Annotated in this window: 19 protein-coding genes and 1 riboswitch; of the genes, 7 read left to right on the plus strand and 12 right to left on the minus strand. The window is 62.0% G+C overall.

Translation table 11 applies throughout. The features are described from left to right. Positions 1–317: 317 nt before the first annotated feature. Positions 318–3,326 (minus strand): DNA polymerase I, encoded by a 3,009-nt coding sequence (gene polA, locus HMPREF2674_RS08670; RefSeq protein WP_070825443.1) that lies wholly within the window; start codon positions 3,324–3,326, stop codon positions 318–320. 369 nt (positions 3,327–3,695) lie between these two features. Here polA and HMPREF2674_RS08675 point away from each other — a divergent pair, with 369 nt between their 5' ends. The 3 genes from HMPREF2674_RS08675 to HMPREF2674_RS08685 all read left to right on the plus strand — a co-directional run bounded on the left by HMPREF2674_RS08675 (position 3,696) and on the right by HMPREF2674_RS08685 (position 5,912). After that, entirely contained in the window at positions 3,696–4,973 is a 1,278-nt protein-coding gene (locus tag HMPREF2674_RS08675; RefSeq protein WP_070825444.1) for a dicarboxylate/amino acid:cation symporter, read from the plus strand. 130 nt (positions 4,974–5,103) lie between these two features. Beyond that, a complete protein-coding gene (locus tag HMPREF2674_RS08680) occupies positions 5,104–5,610 on the plus strand; it encodes a PaaI family thioesterase (protein ID WP_049346240.1) in 507 nt (168 codons plus the stop codon). 53 nt (positions 5,611–5,663) lie between these two features. Continuing rightward, positions 5,664–5,912 carry a hypothetical protein gene (locus tag HMPREF2674_RS08685; RefSeq protein WP_049334096.1) on the plus strand — a complete coding sequence of 83 codons (249 nt, stop codon included), beginning with the start codon at positions 5,664–5,666 and terminating at the stop codon, positions 5,910–5,912. Between the two features lie 297 nt (positions 5,913–6,209). Here HMPREF2674_RS08685 and HMPREF2674_RS08690 read toward each other — a convergent pair whose 3' ends face one another. Then, a complete protein-coding gene (locus HMPREF2674_RS08690) occupies positions 6,210–6,824 on the minus strand; it encodes an ANTAR domain-containing response regulator (protein ID WP_049334095.1) in 615 nt (204 codons plus the stop codon). Positions 6,825–7,311: 487 nt separating this feature from the next. Here HMPREF2674_RS08690 and HMPREF2674_RS08695 point away from each other — a divergent pair, with 487 nt between their 5' ends. Next, positions 7,312–8,217: a PIN-like domain-containing protein gene (locus HMPREF2674_RS08695; RefSeq protein WP_070825445.1), complete on the plus strand. Its 906-nt coding sequence runs from the start codon at positions 7,312–7,314 to the stop codon at positions 8,215–8,217. Between the two features lie 209 nt (positions 8,218–8,426). On the opposite strand, the gene HMPREF2674_RS08700 is transcribed toward HMPREF2674_RS08695, so the two are convergent. After that, positions 8,427–9,494 carry a glycosyltransferase gene (locus HMPREF2674_RS08700; protein ID WP_070825446.1) on the minus strand — a complete coding sequence of 356 codons (1,068 nt, stop codon included), beginning with the start codon at positions 9,492–9,494 and terminating at the stop codon, positions 8,427–8,429. A gap of 264 nt (positions 9,495–9,758) precedes the next feature. Here HMPREF2674_RS08700 and HMPREF2674_RS08705 point away from each other — a divergent pair, with 264 nt between their 5' ends. Together HMPREF2674_RS08705 and HMPREF2674_RS09180 are read left to right on the plus strand one after the other, a co-directional pair. Beyond that, complete coding sequence (locus HMPREF2674_RS08705; protein ID WP_049342755.1) at positions 9,759–10,550, plus strand: hypothetical protein; 792 nt, start codon at positions 9,759–9,761, stop codon at positions 10,548–10,550. 46 nt (positions 10,551–10,596) lie between these two features. After that, positions 10,597–11,697, plus strand: a complete 1,101-nt coding sequence (locus HMPREF2674_RS09180; RefSeq protein WP_080978714.1) for an XRE family transcriptional regulator — start codon at positions 10,597–10,599, stop codon at positions 11,695–11,697. 149 nt (positions 11,698–11,846) lie between these two features. Here HMPREF2674_RS09180 and ftsY read toward each other — a convergent pair whose 3' ends face one another. Then, positions 11,847–12,953, minus strand: a complete 1,107-nt coding sequence (ftsY, locus tag HMPREF2674_RS08715; RefSeq protein ID WP_070825447.1) for a signal recognition particle-docking protein FtsY — start codon at positions 12,951–12,953, stop codon at positions 11,847–11,849. Positions 12,954–13,128: 175 nt separating this feature from the next. Between ftsY and HMPREF2674_RS08720 the strand changes: the two genes are divergently transcribed. Continuing rightward, positions 13,129–14,586, plus strand: a complete 1,458-nt coding sequence (locus HMPREF2674_RS08720) for an MFS transporter (protein ID WP_070825448.1) — start codon at positions 13,129–13,131, stop codon at positions 14,584–14,586. A gap of 82 nt (positions 14,587–14,668) precedes the next feature. On the opposite strand, the gene HMPREF2674_RS08725 is transcribed toward HMPREF2674_RS08720, so the two are convergent. The 8 genes from HMPREF2674_RS08725 to pnuC form a co-directional block, all read right to left on the minus strand. Beyond that, a complete protein-coding gene (locus HMPREF2674_RS08725; RefSeq protein WP_070825449.1) occupies positions 14,669–16,126 on the minus strand; it encodes a hypothetical protein in 1,458 nt (485 codons plus the stop codon). A 286-nt stretch (positions 16,127–16,412) separates the two neighbouring features. Further along, positions 16,413–17,228, minus strand: coding sequence for an indole-3-glycerol phosphate synthase TrpC (trpC, locus tag HMPREF2674_RS08730; RefSeq protein WP_070825450.1), 816 nt, complete (start codon positions 17,226–17,228; stop codon positions 16,413–16,415). 14 nt (positions 17,229–17,242) lie between these two features. After that, entirely contained in the window at positions 17,243–18,853 is a 1,611-nt protein-coding gene (locus tag HMPREF2674_RS08735; protein WP_070825451.1) for an anthranilate synthase component I, read from the minus strand. A gap of 277 nt (positions 18,854–19,130) precedes the next feature. Next, positions 19,131–19,604, minus strand: a complete 474-nt coding sequence (gene ribH / locus HMPREF2674_RS08740) for a 6,7-dimethyl-8-ribityllumazine synthase (protein ID WP_070681671.1) — start codon at positions 19,602–19,604, stop codon at positions 19,131–19,133. 90 nt (positions 19,605–19,694) lie between these two features. Then, a complete protein-coding gene (locus tag HMPREF2674_RS08745; protein WP_141761826.1) occupies positions 19,695–20,453 on the minus strand; it encodes a GTP cyclohydrolase II in 759 nt (252 codons plus the stop codon). Beyond that, positions 20,450–21,751, minus strand: a complete 1,302-nt coding sequence (gene ribB / locus HMPREF2674_RS08750; RefSeq protein WP_070825452.1) for a 3,4-dihydroxy-2-butanone-4-phosphate synthase — start codon at positions 21,749–21,751, stop codon at positions 20,450–20,452. The genes HMPREF2674_RS08745 and ribB overlap by 4 nt, the downstream gene beginning before the upstream one ends. Positions 21,752–21,955: 204 nt before the next feature. Further along, positions 21,956–23,329: a bifunctional diaminohydroxyphosphoribosylaminopyrimidine deaminase/5-amino-6-(5-phosphoribosylamino)uracil reductase RibD gene (ribD, locus tag HMPREF2674_RS08755; protein WP_246826211.1), complete on the minus strand. Its 1,374-nt coding sequence runs from the start codon at positions 23,327–23,329 to the stop codon at positions 21,956–21,958. Positions 23,330–23,346: 17 nt separating this feature from the next. Continuing rightward, positions 23,347–24,147 (minus strand): nicotinamide riboside transporter PnuC, encoded by an 801-nt coding sequence (gene pnuC / locus HMPREF2674_RS08760; RefSeq protein WP_246826212.1) that lies wholly within the window; start codon positions 24,145–24,147, stop codon positions 23,347–23,349. Positions 24,148–24,395: 248 nt separating this feature from the next. Beyond that, a riboswitch (FMN riboswitch) is annotated at positions 24,396–24,589 on the minus strand. Positions 24,590–24,807: the final 218 nt, after the last annotated feature.

Consider the following 24,807-nt stretch of genomic DNA (forward strand, 5'->3'; position numbering starts at 1 on the left):
CCGAGAGGGTACCCTGATGTCGCTTCCGGAAGGTGCACCGGCACGCTCCGGCAGCGGGGCCGAGAGCGGCTACTCGAAGTACACGTTCGGAAAACGCGGCCGCATCCGCACAGTACCCCAGCACGGAAAGGCGGTATCGTCCGAAGTGACATCAGGGTGCCCGAAGCGAAGCGAGGGCGGGTTCCCTGTAGGAACGAGGACGATAACCGTCTTTCCAAGCGGAGCAAAGCTGAGCACTGCCTTTTCAAGCGGAACCGTGCATCCCCCGCCGAGCCAAGCGTCCCCGGTCTTTCCAAGCGGAAACTGAGGAGTTGAGCCTAGTGGCCCGCCTCCTGCCAGGACTTACCCCAGCCGACCTGCACATCCAGAGGAACACGCAGGGAGGCGGCACCGCTCATCTCCTCGACGAGCACGCGTTCGGCGGCTTCACGCTCACCGGTGGCGACTTCGAGGATGATTTCGTCGTGCACCTGCAGCAGCATGCGGGTCTTCAGGCCCTCTTCGCGCAGGCGGCGGTGAATGTTAATCATGGCGATCTTGATGATGTCCGCGGCGGTGCCCTGAATCGGGGCGTTGAGGGCGGCGCGTTCGGCGGCTTCTCGGCGTACACGGTTGGGCGAGTCCAGGTCGGGCAGCACGCGGCGGCGACCGAAAATGGTTTCGGTGTAGCCGTCCTGGTGTGCCTGCTTGAGCACGCCGCGCAGGAAGCGGCCCACGCGTCCGAATCGCTTGAAGTAGTTGGTGCGCAGTTCGCCTGCTTCGTCGGAGCTGATGTTCAGCTGCTTGGCGAGGCCGAAGCGGGACAGGCCGTACGCCAAACCGTAGGACATGGCCTTGACCTTGGAGCGCTGCTCGGGGGTGACGTCCTCGGGGGCTACGCCGAAGACTTCGGAACCGACGTAACGGTGCAGGTCCTCCCCCGCTTCGTAGGCTGCGATGAGCTTCTCGTCGGCGGCGAGGTGCACCATGATGCGCATTTCGATCTGCGAGTAGTCGGCGGTGAGCAGACCCTCGTACTCCACGCCGTCGATGGGCTCGGGAGCCACGATGAAGGCACCGCGGATGCGGCGGCCCTCCTCGGTGCGAATCGGGATGTTCTGCAGGTTCGGCGCGGTCGAGGAGAGTCGACCGGTGGATGCGGCGCCCTGCTGGAAGGTGGTGTGCACGCGTCCGTCCTCGGTGGCGGCCTTCTGCAGGCCCTCGACGGTCTGGGCGAGCTTGATGTTGTCGCGGTAGGCGATGAGCGCACCAAGGAAGGCTGCGCCGTCGGATTCAGGCGAGATCTTGGAGAGCAGCTCGGTGACGGATTCGGCGTCGGTGGAGTAGCCGGACTTAATCTTGCGGGTGTGCGGCAGGCCGAGGGTCTCGAAGAGCACGGTCTGCAGCTGTTTGACGGAGGCGAGGTTGAGGGGTTCTTCGCCGTCCTCGGTGGCGACCTCCCCACCGATGATGGCTCGGGCGGATTCCTGCGCCTGGTTGGCGCGTGCCGAGAAGGTTTCGTGCAGCTCGGTCAGGAGCGCATCGGAGACGGCGATGCCGGCCTGCTCCATGTCTGCGAGCACGTACAGTAGCGGCAGCTCGATTTCTTCGTAGACCTTCAGCTGGCCGTGCTCTTCCATTTCGTAGTGCAGCAGGCGCGCAAGCTCGTGGATGATGCGGCTGATTTGCGTGAAGTAGCGCAGGTTCTCGACGGGTTCGGTTTCGCCGGGCAGGCTGAACAGGGAGGGTTCTTCGCGCGTCTCGGGCTGGAAGACCAGCTGCGCGTAGGGTTCCTTGGGAATCCACAGGTAGCGTTCGGCGAGGTCTTCCATGCGTTCGGAAAAGAGCTTGCGGGTTGCGGTGGGGATGAAGCCGCACATGTACGAAGACAGCGCGGGGTCCTCGACGGCGCCGGCCAGTTCGTAGCCGTAGGAGCGAAGAAGCTTGCGCTGAACCTTGAGGTCCATAACGATTTTGCGGGCGGCGGGGTCGGAGAGCCACGCGGCGAGGGCGGTATCAAGCTCCGGGTCGATGCTGCGGGTGTCGACCCACAGGCTGGCTCTCTTGCTGGTCAGGAGCACGCCGAGTAGTTCGGGGTTCTCCTCGGCGGCGCGAATCTTCGTCTTGGTGACCTTGACGGCGGGTTCGTCGCCCACGGCGGGGCGCGCCACGGGCAGGTTCGTGACCGGGTAGAGGGTCACGGCACCTTCGAGGCGTTCGGGCACGGGGATGGGTGCGCCTTCGGGGGTTTCGCCGTAGTTCTCTTCGGCCGCGGCGGCGCAGAAGGCGCGGAAGGCGGCCGCATCCGTGGCATCCTGCGGGGCCTCGACGGGGATGGGCGCGTAGACCGGGCCGGCGGGGGCCTTCTTTGCGGGGCCCTCCTCCCCCGCTTCTGCGGCGGAGCTGGTAGCGCCTGCGGAACCGGCGGCGCGCACGATGGGGCCGAGGGTGTCGGCGGCGCGCTTGCGGATGGTGCGAAACTCCACCTCGTCGAAGAAGGCGTTCAGAGCGTCCAGGTCGGGGGTGAATGCGGTGTCTTCGAGGGTGACGCCCAGGTCGAGGTCGTTGACGAGCTGGTTGAGGCGGCGGTTACGCACCACGTTATCCACGTTCTCACGCAACGCCTCGCCCTTCTTGCCGCCAATCTTGTCGCGGTTGTCGAGCACACCCTGCAGGGAGCCATACTCGCCGAGCCACTTGGCGGCGAAGCCGGGACCCACACCGGGTACGCCGGGCAGGTTGTCGGCCTGCTCGCCGGTGAGGGCGGCCAGGTCGGGGTACATGTGCGGGGGCACCTTGGTCTTCTTTTCGATGGCGGCGGGGTCCATGCGCTGAATACCCTTGGAGGGGCCGGTGGTGACCGGGTAGAGCAGGGTGACCTCGTCGGTGACGAGCTGGAAGATGTCGCGGTCGCCCGAGAGGATGAGGACCTTGTATCCGGCTTCGGTGCCGCGGCGGGTCAGGGTGGCGACGATGTCGTCAGCCTCGTAGTTTTCGTAGGTGAGCGCGGGAATGTTCAGCGCGCCGAGCATCTTCTTGATGAGGTCGATCTGGCCGTCAAAGGCCTCGGGGATGGCGTTGCGGCCGCCCTTGTATTCACCGTATTCGGCGGTGCGGAAGGTGCCGCCGGGCAGGTCGAAGGCAACGGCGATGTGGCTGGGCTGGTTATCTTTGATGATGTTCAGCAGCGTGGAGAGGAAGGCGTGCACGGCCTCGGTGTGTTGGCCGTCGCTACGCACGAAAATGTGCTGGCCGGTCTTTTCGGCCATGGTGTAGATGCCGAAGAAGGAGCGTAGGGCCAGGGAGTGTCCGTCAATGAGCAGGAGGGTGTTATTCGCAGTAGTCACCCCTCTAGTGTATCGATTCCGGTCCCGCGGGTTTCGGTGCGGGTCGCCTCCGCTACACGAGGTGCCGGCGCCGTGCCATATTGCGGAATAACGGGGTGCTGGGAAAGAGTTTTACCTCATATGTAGGTGCCGGTGGGGTGCGTTTGATGAATTTTCTCTAAAAAATTGTGCCCCAAGCCACTATATGAGGTGGATAATAATACAGTTTCCAGATAATATATAACCTTAATTATCGCCTCCAGCGTAGGAAACCCCCACACCCCCGTGTATTCATAGGCAGAGCTCTACCCAGAATTCACCGGCAGGATTCACCGGACCGTGAGGGCACCCCCCGCGCTCAACACACAACGAACCCTCATTTAGGAACCCATGAAGGTACTCAAAAAAATCCCCTTGATCCTGTGGATTGCAATCGCAATCGGCGCGGGTGTGCTCATCGGTCTCTTCACCCCCGGAATGATTAGCGGCATTAACGACGCCACCGGTGCAGCCATCCCCACCGACCTCATTGTGCAGCTCTTCGTCTCCTTCTCTACCGTGTTCAGCGCGTTCCTGAGCTTCTCCATCCCGCTGATTATTATCGGCTTCATCGTGCCCGGCATCGGTTCCCTCGCCCAGGGTGCGGGCAAGATGCTCGGCATCACCGTGGGTCTGGCGTACCTCTCCAGCATCCTTGCTGGCTTCCTGGCACTGACCTGCGCACTGCTACTCTACCCCATCATCCTGCAGGGTCAGCAGCTCGCCTCCTTCGATAACCCCGAAAACGCGCTGTCCAAGGGCTACATCTCCTTCGAGCTGACCCCGATTATGGGCGTGCTGAGCGCGTTGATTCTCTCCTTCATCCTGGGTCTGGGCATTACCGCACTGAAGACCCGCACGATGCTGAACCTCTTCGAGGACTTCCAGGTCATCGTTGAGAAGCTGCTCAGCTACGTGATTATCCCCCTGCTGCCCGTGCACATCGTGGGCGTGTTCGCAAACATGACCCTCGCCGGTCAGGTGGCGAAGATCCTCTCGGTCTTCGGTCTTGTGTTCGTCATGGTGATTATTCTGCATTGGGTCACCCTGGCGCTGCAGTACTCGGTGGCTGGCGCGATTTCTCGCCGCAACCCCATCCAGATGCTCAAGACCATGCTCCCGGCATACTTCACCGCAATCGGTACCCAGTCTTCGGCTGCGACCATCCCGGTGACCGTGCGTTCGGCGAAGAAGGCTGGCATCTCCCCCCGCGTGGTGGACTTCGCGATTCCGCTGTGCGCGACCATTCACCTCTCCGGCTCCATGATCACCATTACCTCCTGCTCGGTGGCAGTGCTGTTCATGACCGGTCAGCACCCCGACTTTGGTTCATTGATTCCCATGATTCTGGTGCTCGGCGTGATGATGGTGGCAGCCCCCGGCGTTCCCGGCGGTGGCGTGATGACCGCAATCGGTCTGCTGCAGTCCATGCTTGGTTTCGATGCCTCCATGATTGCCCTGATGATTGCCCTGTACCTGGCTCAGGACTCCTTCGGCACCGCAACCAACGTGACCGGTGACGCGACCATCGCAGCTCTGACCGAGCGTATCTCCAAGGCAATCGGAGCGAACCCCGATAAGGAAATCCGCGACGAGGACATCGAAAAGGCAGAGGCCATCTCCGCCTAGTCATCCCCCGCTTGCATAACGTTTAGGCCCCGTCTCCCCCGTTCGGGAGGCGGGGCCCACGCGTGCCCGCGGGCGCTCGCGAAAAACCACCCGCCCGAAGCATCAAACGCCGAGGGGTACACTGGAGACCATGACTGAAAACAACACGCAGCACGCACCCGTCCGGGCGGCGGCACCCACCACACTCACCCCCGAACAGATCAAAGCACAGCTGATTGAGACCGGCGTTCCCGAGCACCTGCACTCCTACTTCCCCCGCGGCATGGGCGAACTTATCCCCGCCATGGGCATCAAGTTCAAGGAGCTGACCGCCGAGCGCGCCGTCGCCACCATGCCGGTCGCCGGCAACACCCAGCCCATCGGCCTGCTGCACGGCGGCGCGAACGTTGTGCTCGCCGAGACCCTCGGTTCGCTCGCATCCGGCGTGCACGGAGGCGAAGACCTCGTGGCCGTGGGTGTGGACATCAACGCAACCCACGTGCGTCCGGCGGTATCCGGTGTGGTCACCGCGACCTGCACCGCCGTCAAGCTGGGACGTACGCTGTGCATCCACACCATCGATATTGTGGATGAGCGCGGCCGCACCACCTGCACCGCGCGCATCACGAACATGCTCATTCCCCGCCCCAAGGCCTAAGCTAACAAGGCCTAAGCTAAGGTAGAGGGAACGACCCCGACGAAAGGACGACCATGGCCCGCGAGCGCACCCCCTATTTCAAGCGCTACCCCAAGATTGTGCGCGCCAAGCGCATTATTCTGCCCATCGCCATCGGCGTGATGCTGGTGTGCCTGGTGACCGCGATTAACAACCCGGGATCCTTCTGGTGGCTCGGCGTCATGCTGGGCACCATTGGCATGCTCTGGGCAGGTTCGCCCACCGCGCGTCCGCTCAACGGCCCGCAGGATTCCGACGACGAGCTCAACCGTTACCTGCGCTAATCGCGCGCCGCGACTCATAAGCGCAATCCGTCATAGGCAACGCAAGCGCCCCGTCCCTCAGCTTCTTCGTGAGGGGCGGGGCGCTTGTTAATGCTTTGCGTGTGTGTCGGCAAATCCGAATGTTTGCCTATCTCTTTAGCCTGTCGTGCGTGCACTTTCGAGCTGGTTTCTCGTCGGTTGAGAAGTCTTCAAAAGCACGGTCAAAGGGGTGCTGACACGTATTCGTGCCTGGTTATCTCGCACATCGCGAAAGTCGTACGCCGAATCGCTCTGCGATGAGTTGCGAGATGAGAACCGCTAAGCGGAGAGCTGCTTGATGATGGTGTCAGACACCTCGCGCATGGACAGTCGGCGGTCCATGGATGTCTTCTGAATCCAGCGGAATGCTTCCGGCTCGGTCAGGTTCATCTTGGTGATGAGCAGGGACTTGGCGCGGTCCACCAGCTTGCGGGTCTCGAACTGGTCGCGGATGGTGCCCACTTCCTTCTCGAGCGCACGAATCTGCTCGTAGCGGCTCATGGCCACCTCGATGGCCGGGATCAGGTCGTTGGGGGTGAAGGGCTTGACGACGTATGCCATAGCGCCCGCGTCCACGGCGCGGTCCACGAGTTCCTTCTGGCTGAAGGCAGTCAGCAGGACCACGGGGGCGATCTGTTCCTTCGCGATCTCCTCCGCAGCGGTGATGCCGTCCATGATCGGCATCTTCACATCCATAAGAACCAGGTCGGGGCGGTGCTTCTGTGCGAGCTCAACGGCGGTCTTACCATTATCGGTCTCGGCGACAACATCGAAACCCTGGTCCTTCAGAATTTCGACAATATCGAGGCGAATCAGTGCCTCGTCTTCCGCCACGACAACGGTGCGAGCCGGAGCCTGCTCCTCCGCCTGGTTCTGAGTGGTCAGCTCTGACATTACTCTATCTCCTTTATTAAATTTCAATCACCTCAAGTCTACAGGAGTAGACAAAAGTTCATCTACTACTGCCCGGGTTCTGCCGTGTGTCCTGTGGGCGTGACCTGTAGAGATGTAACACAACGTCCACATTTTGCACTGAATTGCATATTTTGTTTTATACTTCCAATAGACCCTCATGGGACGGTCTGTGATATTTCCTCCGATGGCCAGAAGAGCGAGGCCGAAACCTGCGACAGCGACAGGCCTGCACACCTGCTCAAATGCACCCCACGCGGCCGATCTCACAGGTGTTCACAGTCTTCCCCAGAAGGCCCTGACCTGCGATAACACCCGTCTGCGACAGGTACGCAAGTAATAAACCAAATATTTGTCCAGAAAGTCCCTCACCTGCTCCCGGAGGTCGATAAACTGGAATGGATTATTCTCCTCGACTTCTCCGGCACTCGCATTTGACCGACCATACCCGCATACCCGGAGGGGACACATGTCAATCACCCGACAAACGCGAACCCTGTACTCCGACTTCGTTGAGTACAAGGAACTCGATCGCGCCACCCTATCATCGATTCACCCCGGAATCCTCGTCATCTTTGACTCCACCGCACTGGCCAGTCTCTACCAGTACCCCGCTCGCACCAGCGACGAAATCATCCGTGCTTTCTCGCAGCTGCGCGGCCACGCTTTCCTCCCCCACCAGGCACTCAAGGAATTCTGGGCGGCCCTAGACGGCGCCTCCCCCGTACCGGCCGCCGCCGACCGTGTTCGCTCGGCCCTCGCGTCTTTCAAAGAGACTCTCCCCGAAGAGAAGGGCTCACCCTGGAGTGCCCTGCGTTCCGTCACCCACCAGCTGGACCACTCTATTGCCCAGATCATGAGGATCCTCGAGCCCACAACCGATACCGGTTCCATCAACGTGGCCCGCCGCGAAGATGACACGATTCTGCCGCGACTGAACCGCCTCTTCACCGGGCACGTGGGTGCGGCCCCCAGCCCGGAACGCTACAATCAGCAGCTTGCAGAGGCCGCGGAGCAGGGCCACCCGCTTCTGCCCAGCGCCAATTTTGACGCCGATTTTGCGCTGTGGACCCAGTGCCTCGCCGAGGCTTCAACCCGAGTGAAGGGTACCGACTGCGTTTTCGTTACCGCCGGGGTGCGCGACCTGTGGCTGCGCAATAGCGCGGAGGTTCGCGCCGCAGCTGCCAGCGGTAAACCGATTCGTCAGCTCGCCAACCGCCAGCTACTGCGCGAGTACGCGCAGACCACCGACGGCGGCGTGTTCCGTATTTACACGGTGGAGGAAATCCTCAAGCTCGCTTCGCACCAGTACGGTGTGACGGTCAGCGATGCCACCTACCATGCGGTACGCGCCGAAGAACCCGTCGCCGTGTAAAGCCGCGGCATTGAGAATAATCAAACCACGCCACACCCACCACAGATAATCAAAAGAAGCCACATGTGTTCCAAACACATGTGGCTTCTTAGCGTCTGCCGGCTAGAACGTTAGGCGTTAGCGGCCGCGGCAGGTGGCTGGCAGGGGCACCAGGCAGGGTATCTGCTGGGCCGGAATATCTGAATATCTAAGGACGCGAAAACCTAGCTCTACTCCCCGCGATTGGCTCGGTAGAGCTCCGCGGCGCGCTCCTCCGAAGACTCGTCGTCGCCGAGCATCAGGTAGCACAGGTACAGGGTGAAGGCGGCGCGGGCGTCCTCAGCGAGCGCGCTGGTTCCTTCGCCGGGCCGGGTGCTGAAGGCGATAACGTCGTGCGCCTGGGGCAGGACGGCGACCAGGTGCGCGGCGGTTTCGTAGCCGTCCTGGTTGCCGGGCAGGACGAAGTTGCGCGGCTCCGGGTTAGCCTCCGTAGCGCTAGCATCGGCTCCTACTCGGGCGGCGGAAAAGTTAGCCTTGAGGACATCCTCAACACGGCGAATCAGGTCGGCATCGGGCAGGGCGCGGTCATCCGCGGCAAACGCAATGTGGATGCCGCTCAGAGTCTCGTAGGGGTGCTCACCCGCGTAGTATCCGGCGGCAAGAGCGTAGCCGGTCAGCAGGCGTGCCTCGTCGGCGGTGAAGGTGCCGCGCGCCTCGCGCAGGGCGGGTAGCAGAAGCTCGGTCAGGAGCGGGTACAGGGACTCGGGGGCGTTCGCGATAGCCTCCTGCAGGTATTCGCCTGCCTCCGCGGTGGGCTCGGCGTTGAGCAGGGTCAGGAAGGTTTCTTCGGGGGTATCCCAGTAGCGGGCAATCAGCACGAGGGTCGCGATAAGCGCGAGGAGCTCGCGGTAACTATCCGAACGGTCGGCGCCGAAGGTGTCAGCAACAACGCGGGCGAGCATGCGGGCGGCAATGTTCTCGAGGATGAACTCGTCGTAGGGGTTGGTGCCGGGCCAGTTGGCGGGGTCGGGCAGGTAGGTTTCGTCCAGGTAGCGCAGCACGGGCTCGAGGGGCGCGGGCGCGGGCGCGGCGAGGTCGGGGCAGCACAGCTCAACCCAGCCGTTCACGGTAGCCTCGTCGGCAATGCCGGTAGCCTCAGCCAGCTGGGCGCGCGAAAGGCTGTACGGTGCAACGAGCTCGGCGAGGTCGTCACAGGCGCCGTTGGAACGGTAGGCGGGCTGGTAGTTGGCACTGGGGAGGGTTCCGGGAAGAGTGCCGGGGAGGTTGGTGGCTGCCATGGTGGTTCCTTCGCTGAATTATGGGGTGAATTGGGTTGTATGGTGTGCGATGCTCGGTTGAGGGCCCGGAGCATCTTCTGATTTCAGAATATCCCAGAGCCTCGCATCGTGTGCTGCCCGTCGTCATTATGGGCTTCGGAGTGCTTTTTATCGCCTTCGCCATACCCTCCATCGACACATACAAGCACCCACCAGTTGTTAATGATAGAATCGCAGTGTATTATTTAGTTAATTTTCAAACAACATTTTTCAAAGGAGTTAATAATGTCCCACTCTCCCTATAGCAACAAGAAGGTCATGGAGGACTGGCTTAAAGACCTCGGGGTTTTGGATACTCTGGCCACTGCGGCAAAGATTATCCAGCTTGCGGCGAATAACCCGGACTACCCTGAACATGCACGGAACGCCAGCAAGGGCATGAACCACTACGAGCTTGTTGCTGAAAATCTTAATCGTGTCACCCTTACCGGTGATAAGTTTGTCTCATTTCAAAATGAACCTATCACTAAGAATCTCAACGCTTTGGCAACTGACCTTCCGCAGGAAGCATATCCGCTTCTCACTGCGTTGAGCCGTCGGCGTGGTCTTTACCGCAGTGATTCGTACAAGAACATGCCCTATTGGGAGGTCAGCACCTGTTGCTCCTTGGTAATGCAAAGCGCTAACCGCTTCGGTGGCATTGACAAGATTCGTTGGGAGAGCAGCACGAAAAAGCGAATTATTTCAGCAACGAATCACTACGTTCAGGACACTCTCGATATTCCGGGGTTGGATGATCTCGTCGAAGATTTGCCGTTGCGTCTCCCCATTTTGGTAGTAGCGTATAATATTTCCCCCGAAGGTGAACTCAAGGAGTTTGCCCTTGGTCTACCTGCTCCGGTCGAACGTCGCAACCAGAGCCCTTGGGTATGGACCATTGATGTACTCGATCATGCAGCATCGCCGAAATTCCTTGCCGCCATCGATTCCGCGCAGGAAGAAGTTCAGTCTACGACCCATCCTGAGGCCCCGGCAGTTCCTGACGCTCATGTTAAGCTGAAGAAGGCAGCCGAGTAGGAGCTGTTATGACTCATACACCACACTCTTTGTCCGCGAAAGCATTATGTCTGTACAAGATTCTTCCCCCATACTCTCCTTTGACCCAAGGAGGCTCACGTTAGCTCGAGAACTTCAAGGTGTCCGCAAGAGCGATTTGGCTAGGAGTCTTGGAGTTAGTGCTGTCACTATCACTCATTGGGAGTCGGGTAACCGAAACCCAACTAAAGATAATGTCTACGCACTAGCTTTGACTCTTGGCGTTGCTCCATCTTTTCTTGAAAGTCAGTTCTCAGAAGCCCCATTAATTTCTGGCGCACCTCACTTTAGGTCCTTACGCTCGACAACTCAGCTTAGCCGCAACCAGGCTCAAGCGTATACGCAGGTTGTCCAGGATGTTGTTCATACAATGAATGAGTACGTCGATTTCCCGGACCTGGTACTTCCCAACATCTTGACTGATTCTGACCTTCCCGGTTCTGAGATTCCTCGTCTAGCAGCTGAGCAGGTTCGTAAAGATTGGGGTTTAGGAAATAAGCCTGTCCAACATGTTGTCCGCGCCATGGAGAACCATGGTATCGTCGTTGTCTTTGCACCATTCCATAGTGCAGCAATTGATGCATACTCCACTTTTGGTAGCGAGGCTCCAGTAGTAGTTCTGAACCCGACAAAGGGTGATTACTACCGTCAACGCTTTGATGCCGCCCATGAACTAGGCCACCTAGTAATGCATGCTGATGCTGATCCTGGTCATAAGGTTCTTGAGGCTCAGGCTCATGCATTTGCCGCAGAATTTTTGGCACCAAGTGCATGCATTCAGGATGAATTGCCTACAGTCATGAATGGTCAAGGCTGGATGAAGCTGAAGGAGCTTAAGGAATATTGGGGCATCAGTATGCAGGCTCTTTTGTATAGGGCTAAAGAACTGGGTCGCCTTTCAGACGATGCCTACCGAAACGCAATGGTTACCGTTTCTCGTAACGGATGGCGTTCCAAGGAACCAGGTCTTATTTCTTCTCTCGAAGAACCGTCCCTAATTCCTCACGCGATTAGTCTCATCGAGGAGTCAGGCATTCCAGTTGAGATATTGAGAGAGAAGTCGCGCGTACCTCAACATTATTTTGAAGTCATCACAGCGCGACGTCCTGTTCTACCAGTGAGCGTATAAACGGCAAAGCCTCGAGAGGGTGTAATTTCTACACTCCCTCGAGGCTTCTCTGTGCGTCCTCAAAATGTATCAGACCAATTCCGCCGAGAAGCCACATGTGTTCGCAACACATGTGGCTTCTCGGCGTAATGGCGTAGATGCAGCGAATGTTAGTCCAGCAGCGCGTCCACGAATGCTTCCGGGTCGAACGGTGCCAGGTCGTCCGGGCCCTCACCCAGGCCGATGAGCTTGACGGGAACGCCCAGCTCCTCCTGAATGGCCACGACGATACCGCCCTTCGCGGTGCCGTCCAGCTTAGTCAGCACAATACCGGTCACGTCCACGATCTCGCCAAAGACCTTCGCCTGAATCATGCCGTTCTGGCCGGTCGTCGCGTCGATGACCAGGAGCACCTCGGTCACCGGGGCTTCCTTCTCAATCACACGCTTGATCTTACCGAGCTGATCCATCAGGCCGGCCTTGTTCTGCAGGCGGCCCGCGGTATCCACCAGCACGGTGTCGACGCCTTCCTCCTTGCCGGTCTTAACCGCGTCAAAGGCGACCGAAGCGGGGTCGGCGCCCTCCTTCTCGGAACGCACCGTCTTCACGCCCACGCGGTCACCCCAGGTGGTCAGCTGCTCCGAAGCGGCGGCGCGGAAGGTATCGGCGGCGCCCAGAATCAGGGACTGACCGTCCGCAACCATCACGCGGGCAATCTTACCGACGGTCGTGGTCTTACCCACGCCGTTCACGCCAACGACCAGCACCACGCCGGGGTTGCCGTCGCTGCCGGCGGTCTTCAGCTCGCGGTCCATGTCGGGGCCGACAATCTTCACGAGCTCCTCGCGAAGCATCTTCTTCACGGCGGCGGGGTTGTTCGTACCCTCGACGCGCACGCGCTTCTGCAGGGCCTCAACCAGGCGGGTGGTCGGCTCGGAACCCAGGTCAGCTAGCAGCAGGGTCTCCTCAACCTCGTCCCACACGTCCTGGTCGATGCGGTCGCGAGACAGCAGGGAAAGCAGGCCCTGACCGAGCATATTGTTCGAACGGGCCAGGCGGGCACGCAGACGAACCAGGCGACCCGCGGAGGGGTCGGGCATCTCAATTTCAATGGAGCGAGGTGCCGAGCTCTCAGCTTCCGGTGCCGACTCTCCGGAGGCGGCGGCCGCCTCCTGGCGCAAAGACTGCAGGTTCGCGGTCTTCTTGGGTCGACGCAGAACGGCGAAAAGCACACCGGCAATTACCAGTACGCCCAGCACAATCGCGCAGATTATCATCGTTTCATTCACACTACTAGCTTACCGGCTTGGGAGGTTTCGTCGGTCTAGTTGACGCGCGTGCCCGGCCCGGCCCGGAGTAGACTGGACACTATTGAAGTTTTCTAGCTGAGCGCAGCCGGTGTTTAGGGGTGGGGCCCCGCGGCTGCATCAGCCCACACACACGAGGATGCGCATGAGGAAACCTGCCATAACACCGCCCGTTTTTGACCCTCGCACGATTAACCCGAACCGCGTGCCGACCGGTCTGAAGGTTCTGATCGTTGCCTCGTTCATGATTGCGGTGGGTTTCGGCCTGGTCGCGCCGGTGTTGCCGAATTACGCGCAGAATTTTAACGCAACGGTCACTATGGCGACGATGGTGGTGTCTGCGCTGGCGATTACGCGTCTGCTGTTTGCGCCGACGGCGGGCAAGATTATTACCCGTTTCGGTGAGCGCCCGGTGTACACGATCGGCATGCTGATTGTGTCCGTGACCTCGTTTATGATTGCGTTCGCCTGGGATTACTGGGTGCTATTGGCTGCCCGCGCGGTAGCCGGCATTGGCTCGGTCATGTTCACGGTCTCCGCGATGGGCTTGCTGGTGCGTCTCTCCCCTCCCCATATGCGCGGCCGTATTTCCGGTTATTACGCGACGGCCTTCCTGCTGGGCAACCTGCTGGGCCCGGTCATTGCGAGCGCCCTGGCTCCGTTTGGTCTGCGCGCACCGTTTATCGTGTACGGTTTTTCGTTGCTGGTGGCGGGCCTGATTGTGTGGTTCTTGATGCCGTCGCAGGCGACCCTGGAGGCTGAGCGTGACGCGATTGCCGAGGCGGCGCGGCTGGCTGAGGGTAAGGGCACCGGGACTCTGCCGTCGGAGGCTCCCTCCCCCACTTCTGACAGCGCCGAGCGCTCCGAGGCTAACTCCCCCGCCGAGGCCCAGGCTGACGCCTCCGACAAGACCGCTCAACCCACTTCGCCCGAGAATTCTTCGGGTAGGAGCAACCTGCCGGCGATGACGGTTCGTGACGCGTTGAAGTTCACGAATTACCGCTCCGCCCTGGTTTCGAATTGGGCGATTGGCTGGTCGGTGTTCGGCGTGCAGTCCTCGATTATTCCGCTGGCCGCGGCATATTTGGCGACTGGCGGCGACATGTCGAACGCCGTGGCGGGTACTCTGCTGGCCTCGTTGGCGATGGCGACGAACTCGCTGGGTAACGCGCTGACGCAGACGTTCTCTGGTCGTTTCTCGGACCGTTTCGGCCGCCGCGTCATGGCGTTCTCCGGTCTGCTGCTTTCGGGCTCTGCGGTGACTTTCATGGGCTTCGCGCCTGTGGCCTGGGTGTTTGTCTCGTTGACGGCGTGCCTGGGTATTGGTGCGGCGTTTATGGGCCCGTCGATTCAGGCCGCGGTTTCTGATGTGATTGGCACCCGCCGCAGTGGCGGCCAGGTGTTGGCGGTGTACCAGATGTGCAGCGATTTCGGCATGATTCTGGGCCCGCTGGTGGCCGGCATGATTGCGGATGCGTGGGGCTTCGTCCCGGCGTTCATGTTAAGTGGTTTACTGCTGGTGGCGGCGGCCTTCACGTGGGCTCCGTTCCAGAAGGCGCGTTGGCCGAAGGATATTGCGGACGCCGACTACACGGGTCGCTAAAGCTCCCTCTGACACGTGAAAAGCCGGTGCCCGGTTCCTGCTATTGGCAGGACCGGGCACCGGCTTTTAACCTATATGAGATTTAGGGGACGAGCACAATATTGCCCATCATCGCGGGGTCTCCCCAGAGTAATAAGACCCAAGGAATAGAAATCAGAATCCCAAATGCCACTAGCGAGGGGCGGTACCATCGGCTCTTCGGCAAATATGCCGCTACCAGCAACGCCAGAGGGAACAGTGGCAACAGAATACGATTCGTAGAAGAAATCGGGAGCCAGAAAATGAACAGGTATCCCATGTAGCAAGCGGTCCACAGCCAGAGGGCGGGGTGGATGAGAGTGCGGCTGAATTTACGGGAAATCCAGTAGTAGAAACCCACCATTGCTACCACAAATAAGATTGCCACAACAATCTTGGGAATCATTCCGCCGAAGTAGTAATAATGCTGGTTGATCCACTGAATAAAGTATTGGTGTCCTTCACTGGGTTTACGCTTAGACCAGCCCAGTTCCGTTGCGAAGTAGGCGTCTATACGACCCGTGTATAGGGCGGCATGCAGGGGGTGTACGAACGCGAAGGAACAGACGAGCAGAGCGCTGAGGAGCTGTCCAAAGCGTCCGCGGAAGGCAGCCCACGTATCCGATAGCGCAGAGTGCGATGCATCCTCGATACGACGGCGACGATAGTCGTTCACCGTACACCACAGCCACCACAAACCGACAAAAGCTCCGAGGGGCACGCCCACAGGGCGGGAAAGAGCCGCTAGAAGCGCCACAGGCAGAAGCAATACATACCGTCCCCGGAGCACACACCACACACTCAAAGCAATGAGCAGGATGGACAGTGCCTCAGCATAACCGGTAATGAACACGGGGCTAGCCATGCTGAATGCGTACACGGCAACAGCCCATAGCGCCAGGCGGTTGCGAGATTCATCCCCTACGAACGCACGAGTGTCGAAGACGCCGCGGTCACGCCAGTTCAGGCAGCCGATGAATAGGCGATACAGTACGTAAGCCAAAGCGAAGCCCGCGGCGAAGGTCAGAACAAGTGTTGCGACGCGATACTCAATACCGAACGTATTGGCGATTCCACCGGCAATAAGGGATTGCAGCGGCATGAACGCCCAAGCATTGTAATCCACAGAGCCGTCAGCGCGGAGCGGCAGGTTCTGAGGATACCATTCGGTATAAATGCGTTCGTAGAACAGAGCGTCCCATCTGTTCAGGAACCCAAGGAGGTCATTGTGCTGACCGAAGTCAATGAGCGGGTGGGTCCTGTGCTGTTCAAGAGCGATGGAGAACATACCCAGGTGGAGGATACATGCTACAGCCCAGATGAGCAGGGCAGCAATCCAGGTGCGGCGAGCGGGCAGTAGCTCAGGTCGGTTGGCGCCGGCCTCAGAGGAGGGAGAATCTCCGCTTCCACTCTTTGTGGAGGTTCGGAGTGCTTCTAGAGTCGGTACAGGACCGGAGAGGAAGCCATAAAAAAAGTTACGTAAGTTGAAGGACGGCACGACCCGTCCATGATGTTCAGCCATGGTGTTCCGTGTGTATGAATGAGTGAAATAGTTGGTGTGTTTCGGCGCTACTCCCAGACTTTTTAGAGCATGTCATGGGTCATGGGCCGGGGGTATGCACTGTACTTTAGGGAAATGTCCCCCATAGAATACCAGCCACTAACCCACCAGGCACGTATAACAAACTCTCCACCTGTAATCTACCCATAGATTTATGTCACAGGGCACCTGGTGGCTTGTTAAAAGACCGCAGAAAAGCCGGTGCCTGCGTGGGAGCAGACACCGGCTTCACAACCAGAGAAAACCTTTATCGGGTCACAGGCACCTTGGAGAATTCGCGCACGGTACCTTCGGGGTCGCCGGAGCGAACCAGCGCTTCACCGATGAGTACCGCATCCGCACCGGCACCGGCGTAGGCGCGCACATCCTCGATGCCGGCGACACCGGACTCGGCAACCTTGATGACCGAGTTGGGCAGGTGCGCTGCGAGGGATGCGTAGTGCTCGTTATTGACCTCAAGGGTCTTGAGGTTGCGCACGTTGATGCCCACGATCTTGGCGCCGATGCGCTGGGCGACCTCAATCTCTTCGGGGGTGTGGGTCTCGACGAGGGCGTTCATGCCGAGCGACTCGGTGAGTTCCAGGAACTCGCGCAGGGTCTTCTCGTCGAGGGCCGCGACGATGAGCAGCACCAGGTCGGCGCCGTGCGCGCGGGCCTCCCAAATCTGGTACTCGTCGACGGTGAAGTCCTTGCGAAGCACGGGGATGTTCACGGCGGCGCGCACAGCGTCCAGGTCGGCGAGGGAGCCGTTGAAGCGACGCTGTTCGGTGAGCACGGAGATTGCTGCGGCGCCACCCGCCTCGTAGTGTGCGGCGAGCGCGGCGGGGTCCGGAATCTCGCCGAGGGCGCCCTTGGAGGGTGAGGAGCGCTTCACCTCGGAGATAATACGTGCGGTCGAGCCGTTGCCGCCGCCGGGTACCTCACCGCGCAGGGAGGCGAGCGCGTCACGGGCGGGTGCGGCGGCGAGGGCTCGCTTCTTCATCTCCTCGAGGGGAACCTGCTGTACGCGGGCGGCGAGGTCTTCGCGGACGCCGACGATGATCTCGTCGAGAACGGTGCTCATGGTGTCTCCTTGGGTTACTTGGTGGCGTTGACGGCTGCGTCTGCGTCCAGGGGTGCCAGGCCGGAGGCGGTCAGCACGGCGCGCAGCGGGGCGGCGGACTTGTTGACAGTTTCGAGGGTTTCGGAGTCCGGGTTGGAGTCCATGACGAGGCCCGCACCGGCCTGAACGTAGGCGGTGCCTTCCTTGAGTACGGCGGTGCGGATGGCGATGGCCATGTCCATGTTGCCGGCGAAGTCGAAGTAGCCGCACACGCCGCCGTAGACGCCGCGGCGGGTGGGTTCGTATTCGTCGATGAGCTGCATCGCGCGGGGCTTGGGCGCGCCGGAGAGGGTACCGGCGGGGAACGCGACGCGCAGCACGTCGTAGGCGCTGAACTGCGGGTCGAGTTCGGCGCTGACGGCGGAGGAAATGTGCATAATGTGGCTGAAACGCTCAATGATCATGAACTGGTCAACCGAGACGGTGCCGGGCTTGGCGATGCGCGAGAGGTCGTTGCGTGCCAGGTCGACGAGCATGAGGTGTTCGGAGCGTTCCTTTTCGTCGGCGAGCAGCTCCTCGGCCAGGGCCACGTCTTCCTCGCGGGTTGCGCCGCGCGGGCGGGAGCCGGCGATGGGGTGGGTGCTGGCGATGCCGTGCTTGAGGGTAACGAGCGCCTCCGGGGAGGAGCCGACAATGTGGAACGGGGTTCCCTCAGCGTCGTCAAAGTTGAAGAGGTACATGTACGGCGAGGGGTTGGACTGGCGCAGCACGCGGTACACGTCGAGGGGGCGGGCGTCGGTCTGCGCCTCGAAGCGGCGCGAGAGCACGAGCTGGAAGACGTCGCCATCGATGATGTTCTTCTTGGAACGCGCGATGATGTCCTTGAAGTCCTGGTCGCTCCAGGTGAGGGTGACGTCCTCGCGAACCTTGCGGTTGACCTCGTCCACGCCCGAGAGAATGGAGGTGGTGGCCGCGGCGCCGCACTGCAGGCGACGGAGCATGCTGTGCAAACGCGCGACGGCATCGTCGTAGGCACCGTCGACGTTTTCGCTGGTGCCGTTGAAGTTAATGGCGTTGGCGACGAGCAGGACTGTGCCGTCCTGGTTGTCGTGAATGGCCATGTCGGAGACCATGTTGAGCGCGAACTCGGGCAGCTTTACGTCGTCGGCGGGCGGGTTGGGCAGGTTCTCCCAGTGGCGAACGACATCCCAGCCGAGGTATCCAACCAGGCCGGAGGTGAGCGGCGGCAGGGTGGGGTCGGGCTCGGTGTAAAGCATCTGCAGGGTCTTGGCGATGGCCTCCACGGGGTCGCCGTCGACGGGTGCGCCGGCGGGGGTGCGGCCCTGCCAGTGGACGGCGCCGTCAACGGTGGTGAGGGTCGAGCGGGAAGACGCGCCGATGAAGGAGTAACGTGCCCACGAAGCGGACTCACCCTCGGAGGAAATCGTGGCGGATTCGAGCAGGAAGGTGCCGTGGGCTGCCTCGGCGGGCGCGCCCTGGTCGTCCTGGAGTACGAGGGAACGGTAGATGCCGATGGGGGTGAGCGAGTCGGCGAGGATTTTAATGTGGACGGGAATCACGCGGGTTCCGGCTGCACGGGCGCGGAATTCTTCGCGCGAGGGGGTGATGGTGCCCAAATCCTGCATTACTGTACTCCTTTGGGGTGGGGCGACGCCGGTGGTGCCGCGATGTGTCGGGGTAGGTGGCGGGTTCTGTGTTCAGTCTACCCGCGGGGGTGTTAATTCGTGTTGGCCCGTGGTATTGGTCTGTGGCCGGCACAGCAGGTGCGACCCTCGTCGAGCCTGCCGGTCACGGCAGGGACGATGCGGGCCGGCGCCTCCGAGCCTCAAGGGGTCCGGAGGCGCCAATCCGCGAACGCCGTGAAGCCGCCGAGGGCGGCCCCGCTACGGGGTAGACGTGCCGTTAGGCGAGGTTCTTGAGGGTTGCCGCGGTCTGCAGTGCGGCGGCAGTTGCCTCGTAGCCCTTGTCTTCGTTGGAGCCTTCCAGGCCTGCACGGTCGAGTGCCTGCTCCTCGTTATCGCAGGTGAGCACGCCGAAGCCGATGGGGCGGCCGGTGAGCACAGAAACGTCGGTCAGGCCGCCGGTTGCGCCCTGGCAGACGTACTCAAAGTGCGGGGTGCCGCCGCGAATCACCACGCCGAGCGCGACGATGGCGTCGAACTTATCGGCGAGGCGAGTTGCGGCGACGGGCAGCTCAAAGGTGCCCGGAACGCGCACGAGGGTGGGTTCAAGGCCGGCGTCGCGGGCGGCGCGCTGCGCGCCGTCGATCAGGCCGTCCATGACTCGGGTGTGCCAGCTGGCCGCGATAATGGCGAGCTTGAAGCCCTTGTAGTCTTCGGGGTTGAGGGAGGTGTCTGCTGCGCCGACGCCGCTCATGGTGTTCTCCTTTTGGTGGGTTGAGGTGGGTTGACTTGAAATAGTGGGGTGTCTGTTTTCCGGGGTTCGCAGGGTTGCTGGCCCGCAGGGTTAGGCACGCTCAAGCAGGTGACGCATGCGCTCCCGCTTGGTGTGCAGGTAGTGGGCGTTCTCGACTCGGGCGGGAATCTCGTCCGGGATCAGCTCGGTCACGCGCAGGCCAAGGCCTTCGAGGGCCTCCTGCTTGGCGGGGTTATTGGTGACCAGACGCATTTCGTGCACGCCGAGCTCCTGCAGAATCAGCGCCGCCTGCGAGTAGTCGCGCATGTCGCCGTCCAGGCCGAGGGCCAGGTTCGCGTCGAGGGTGTCGAGCCCGGCATCCTGCAGGGCGTAGGCGCGGAGCTTGTTAACCAAGCCGATGCCGCGCCCCTCGTGGTTGCGCACGTAGACGAGGTACCCGCCGGTGCGGCCGATAATGCGCAGGCCGTTCTCCAGCTGGGGTCCGCAATCGCAACGGAAGGAGCCGAAGATATCGCCGGTCGCACACTCGGAGTGGATGCGCACGGCGGGCGCTCCCCCGCCCTCGTAGGGTACGGGGTTGCCGTCGCGGTCGAGGGCCCGGGCGCTGAGGTGCTCGGCGCCGTCCGCGAAACGCCAGGCGCGCAGACCGAAGAGGCCGTTCGGGGTGGGAACGGCAACCTCCTCGGTGCTTTCGACCAGCAGCGGGCTGGGGTTGGGCACCATGTCGAGGGGGCTGACGCGGTAGCTCTCCGCGAGACGCGCGGCCGTAGCGCGGGACTCGGCGCTCAGGCTCTCGGGGCCCGTCGCCTTCGCGGTCACCTGCTCGGCCGCGTTCATCGCGCCGCTCATGCGTTCTCCCCGGTCGGAGCGTTCTGTGCCACGTACTTGATGAGGTCCTCAATGGAAATCATGGGCAGGTTGTGCTCGGTTGCGAAGGCGCGCAGGGCATCGAAACGCATCATGGAGCCGTCGTCGTGCACGACCTCGGCGATGACGCCCACGCCGGATAGGCCCGCCGCGCGGGAGAGCTCCACGGCGGCCTCAGTGTGGCCGGGGCGCTGAGCCACGCCGCCGTCAACGGCGCGCAGCGGGAAGATGTGGCCGGGGCGGGTGATGTCCGCCGGACTGGAGGAGGCATCGGCAAGAATCTGCACGGTGCGTGCGCGATCCGCCGCGGAGATGCCGGTGCTCACGCCGGAGGCCGCATCGCAGGAGACGGTGTAGGCGGTGCCCTTGGGATCCTCGTTGTTGGTGACCATGGGCGGTAGCTTCATCTCGTCGGCGCGCTTGTTGCTCATGGGGGCGCACACCACGCCGGAGGTGTAGCGAATCATGAAGCCCATCAGCTCGGGGGTTGCGTGCTCGGCGGCGAAGATGATGTCGCCCTCGTTCTCGCGGTCCTCGTCGTCCACCACGACCACGGCGCGGCCGGCGGCGATGGCGTCCACCGCGGTCTGCACGCTGTCGAGCACGCTTGCGGCGTCGGCGCGGCGCGGCGCAACCTTCTCAGAAGCAGTCTGAGGCGCGCCGGCGAAGGCGGTCAGTCGCTGCACGTACTTGGCGAGCGCATCGGTCTCGAGGTTCACGCTGTCGCCGACCTTGAGCGTGCCGAGGTTGGTTGCCTTCAGGGTTTCGGGAATCAGGCCGACCTCAAACCACGCGGGGCTCTCACCGGGCTCAGAAACGGCGGTGACGGTCAGGGACACGCCGGAGACAGCGATGGAGCCCTTCTCCGCCAGCAGGGGTGCCAGCTCGGCGGGCAGGGTGAAGCGCAGGGTGCTCCATGCCTCGTGCGCGGTGACGGATGCGAGGGTACCGACCGCATCCACGTGACCCTGCACCACGTGCCCGTCGAAGCGGCCGCCGGCGGGCAGGCAACGCTCCAGGTTGACGGTATCGCCGGGGGTCAGGTCGCCGAGGTTGGTGCGGCGCAGAGTCTCACCCATGGCGTAGGCGCGGAACTGGCCGGACTGCAGACGGTCGAGGTCGATAGCGGTGAGGCATACACCGTTGACGGCGAGGGAGCCGCCGTGGTCGAGGTCGGCGACGATGTCACCGGCGTTGAGGGTCAGGTAGGCTGCGTCGCTGCCCTCGATGGGGGTGATGGATTCTACGGTGCCGAGGGCGCCAATAATTCCGGTAAACATGTGTTTTCCTTTTCTCGCCGTATCCGCCGGTTGTCGTCGTTGAGGGTGACGGGCGGCGATGGTTTGCTCTACGTATAACTATACGTATTTTTCGAATATTCCCTGTAGTCGGATGCGGGACGTGCCAGTATGCGAACCCGGTAGCGTTCAGTGAAGCTACCGACGCAGTTCTACCGGGCCCGATTTGCCCGGCACGTACGGGGGCTAATCCAGCCGCGGTTCGGGCGCGCGGCAGGCGTCCAGCTTCTGCAACACGCGCCGCTCCCCCGGATCCTTCGCGGTGCCGCGTGGTTCGGGCACCATGTGCGTCGCGGTGTCATTGCCGAGCACGCGCACCGCCGGGAACATACCCAGGTCGTCCAGCTGCAGGCGCGGTGCCTGCGCGAGGGTGTCCACGAGCAGGCGATACACGGCGCTTTTGCCGCGGCCCATGATGATGGGGGCGCGGTACCAGACCATTTCGTCGATGAGGTCTTCACCGGCGAAGAGGCCGACCATGCCGGGGCCGCCCTCAATCATGAGGTGCCGCACCCCGCGGGCGTACAGCTCGTCGAGCAGTTCGCGCGGGTCGTGGGTGAAGACCTGCAGGAAGTTCTGCGGGTCCGCCTCCACACCTTCGGGCGGGTTCATGCCGCGAATCCGGTAGTTCTCCGTAATCTCGGTCTTGCCCATGACCACGCGCAGCGGCTGCTTCTCGAAGCGTTCCCCGTTGGCGTCGCGCGCGTCCAGGGTCGGGTCGTCCATGAGGGTGGTTCGGGTGCCGATCATGACGGCGTCGGCGCGGTGACGAATCAGGTGCCCGTCAATGCGCGCGGCGGGGCCGGTAATCCACTTGCTCGTGCCGTCAGCAGCCGCGATGAACCCGTCCAGGGTGGAGGCGCTCTTTGCGGTAATGAAGGGGCGGCGTTCGGCGGCGGCAATGAACCAGCGCTCGTTCAGCAGGTAGGAGGCGTTCGCGAACTCCTCCATGGCGTGCACGGTGACGCCCTGCGAGCGCAGGTAGGCGGCGCCTCCGGCGGCGTTTTCGGTGTCGTCGCTGTAGGCGTAGTAGAGTTCGCTGATGCCCGCCTCGGCGACGGCGTGGGAGCAGGGGCCGGTGCGTCCGGTGTGGTTGCAGGGCTCGAGGCTCACGTACATGCGGGCGCCGGTCAGGTCGGTTCCCGCGGCTCGGGCGGCGGCGAGGGCGTCGGCTTCGGCGTGCGGGGTGCCTGCGCCTCGGTGGTAGCCCACGTGCAGCAGGTGTCCCTCACTGTCGGTGATGACGGCTCCGACGAGCGGGTTTGCGCCGCGAATACCCTGGCGGGCGGCGTCGAGGGCCAGGCTCATCGCCTCATCATGGCTGAGGGCCTGCTCGGGACTCGGCAGGTTCAGGGCGCGGGCGGCGGGTACGCCGGTGAGGTGCCCGTACTCGGCGGCGGAGTAGTCCAGGTCGTTGTGCGGCAGCGGCACAGTCGAGGGCGTGGTCGCGGGCAGGTAGCCCGTGTCTTTGGGAATGGGTCGCTCGTGCACGGCGCCAATACGCTCGGGCAGGGTACCCGCCGGGCCCTGGGCCTCGTGCTGGCGGCTGATGGGGGTCATCTCGCTTACGCCTCTTTCTACGATGCTACGTTCTGCGAAGCTACATTCTGCGCGGTGTTGCTCTTGGTGGCGACCTCGCACTCCGCCACGGAGTCCGCGGAAGCCAGGTCTGCAACGTCCACGGTCACGTCCGGGAATTGGGTCTGCACGCGGGCCTTCTGCACCTCCAGGTTGCGGGTGCGCCACCAGACGAAGAAGCCGACCAGGGTGAAGCATCCGTAGAACACGTACATGAGGGAGGTCGCGTAGTAGCCGGCGCTCCACAGCAGCGGCACGCCAACCAGGTCGACGGCCACCCAGATGAGCCAGAATTCAACCCAGCCGCGCGCCATGCCGTAGGTGGCGAGCAGAGAACCGGTGAAGATCCAGGCGTCGGACCAGACCGGCTCGTAGGAGCCGAGGGCGCGGAAGACGGGGGTGAGCAGCAGGGTTCCGGCGACCATTGCGACGACGAGGCCGGCGCGTTCGGTGTTCGTTGCCCACTGCGGGATGACGGCAACACCCGCGCTCGCGTTACCGCCGGAGGCTCGGGTTGCGCGCCAACGGTACCAACCCCAGATGGACACGGCGATAAACATGACCTGGCGGCCCGCCTGGCCGAGCATGGTCACGGGGTGGGGGCTACCGACGAGGGTGCCCAGAAAGACGGTGAGGAGCAGCAGATTGCCGAGGATTCCAACGGGCCATGCCCATACTTTGCGTCGCATGCCACCCAGCGCCGATGCCAGGCCGAATACGTTGCCGAGGACTTCGCGCACGAGGAGGGATTGATCCCCCACGTGGATCTGTGCGTCGAAGAGCCACCGCAGAATGTCCATGATTCTTTCCTCTCATGTGTGGACGTATTCCGGATGCGCTGTGTGCGCATCTGCGGCGGCTCCGGGGAGAGGAACAGAACTCATCGATTCCGGGCGCATCACGGGGTGGATGCACCGGCTCCGGTGTGTGGGCAGGATCCGCGGGCCCTTCGGGATACCACGACGAAACGTCGAACACGACCCCCACCGCGTTGTACCGCCGGTGGGGTCGCAGACACCTCCGTGAGGGGCGGGACCTGCCGTTTTCTGCTCGTGCTACCTTCCATCCAGACTGTACTGTCGGCACCGGATTTTCACCGGTTCGGCCGTCTGCCTGCTCGGGTGCTCGGTGGTTCGCCGCCGTAAATAGTCGGGCGGTGAACGCGAGTCTGCTCGATGCGGGCGAAACGGTTCGCGGGCTGTGACCGCCGGTTCGGAATTTCACCGACCCCGGAGCACGATGACGCTTCTGATTATGCCACAGCGCGGGCGGGGCGCATATTTTCTCGCCGCCGGAATAAATTACGTGACAAAATGACGTTTTTTGACGCTCCGTGACGATTGACCGCGCGCGATCCGAGGCTCTTTTAGACATCAGCGTCATGGAATTTATCACGATTTAATAACGATGAAGAGCGTCAAACGGACCAAAGTTCCGGGAGTCTAGTTATGCAACCCCCA

Origin of the sequence: Rothia sp. HMSC062F03 (genome assembly GCF_001836905.1) — a bacterium.
Lineage (GTDB): Bacteria > Actinomycetota > Actinomycetes > Actinomycetales > Micrococcaceae > Rothia > Rothia mucilaginosa_A.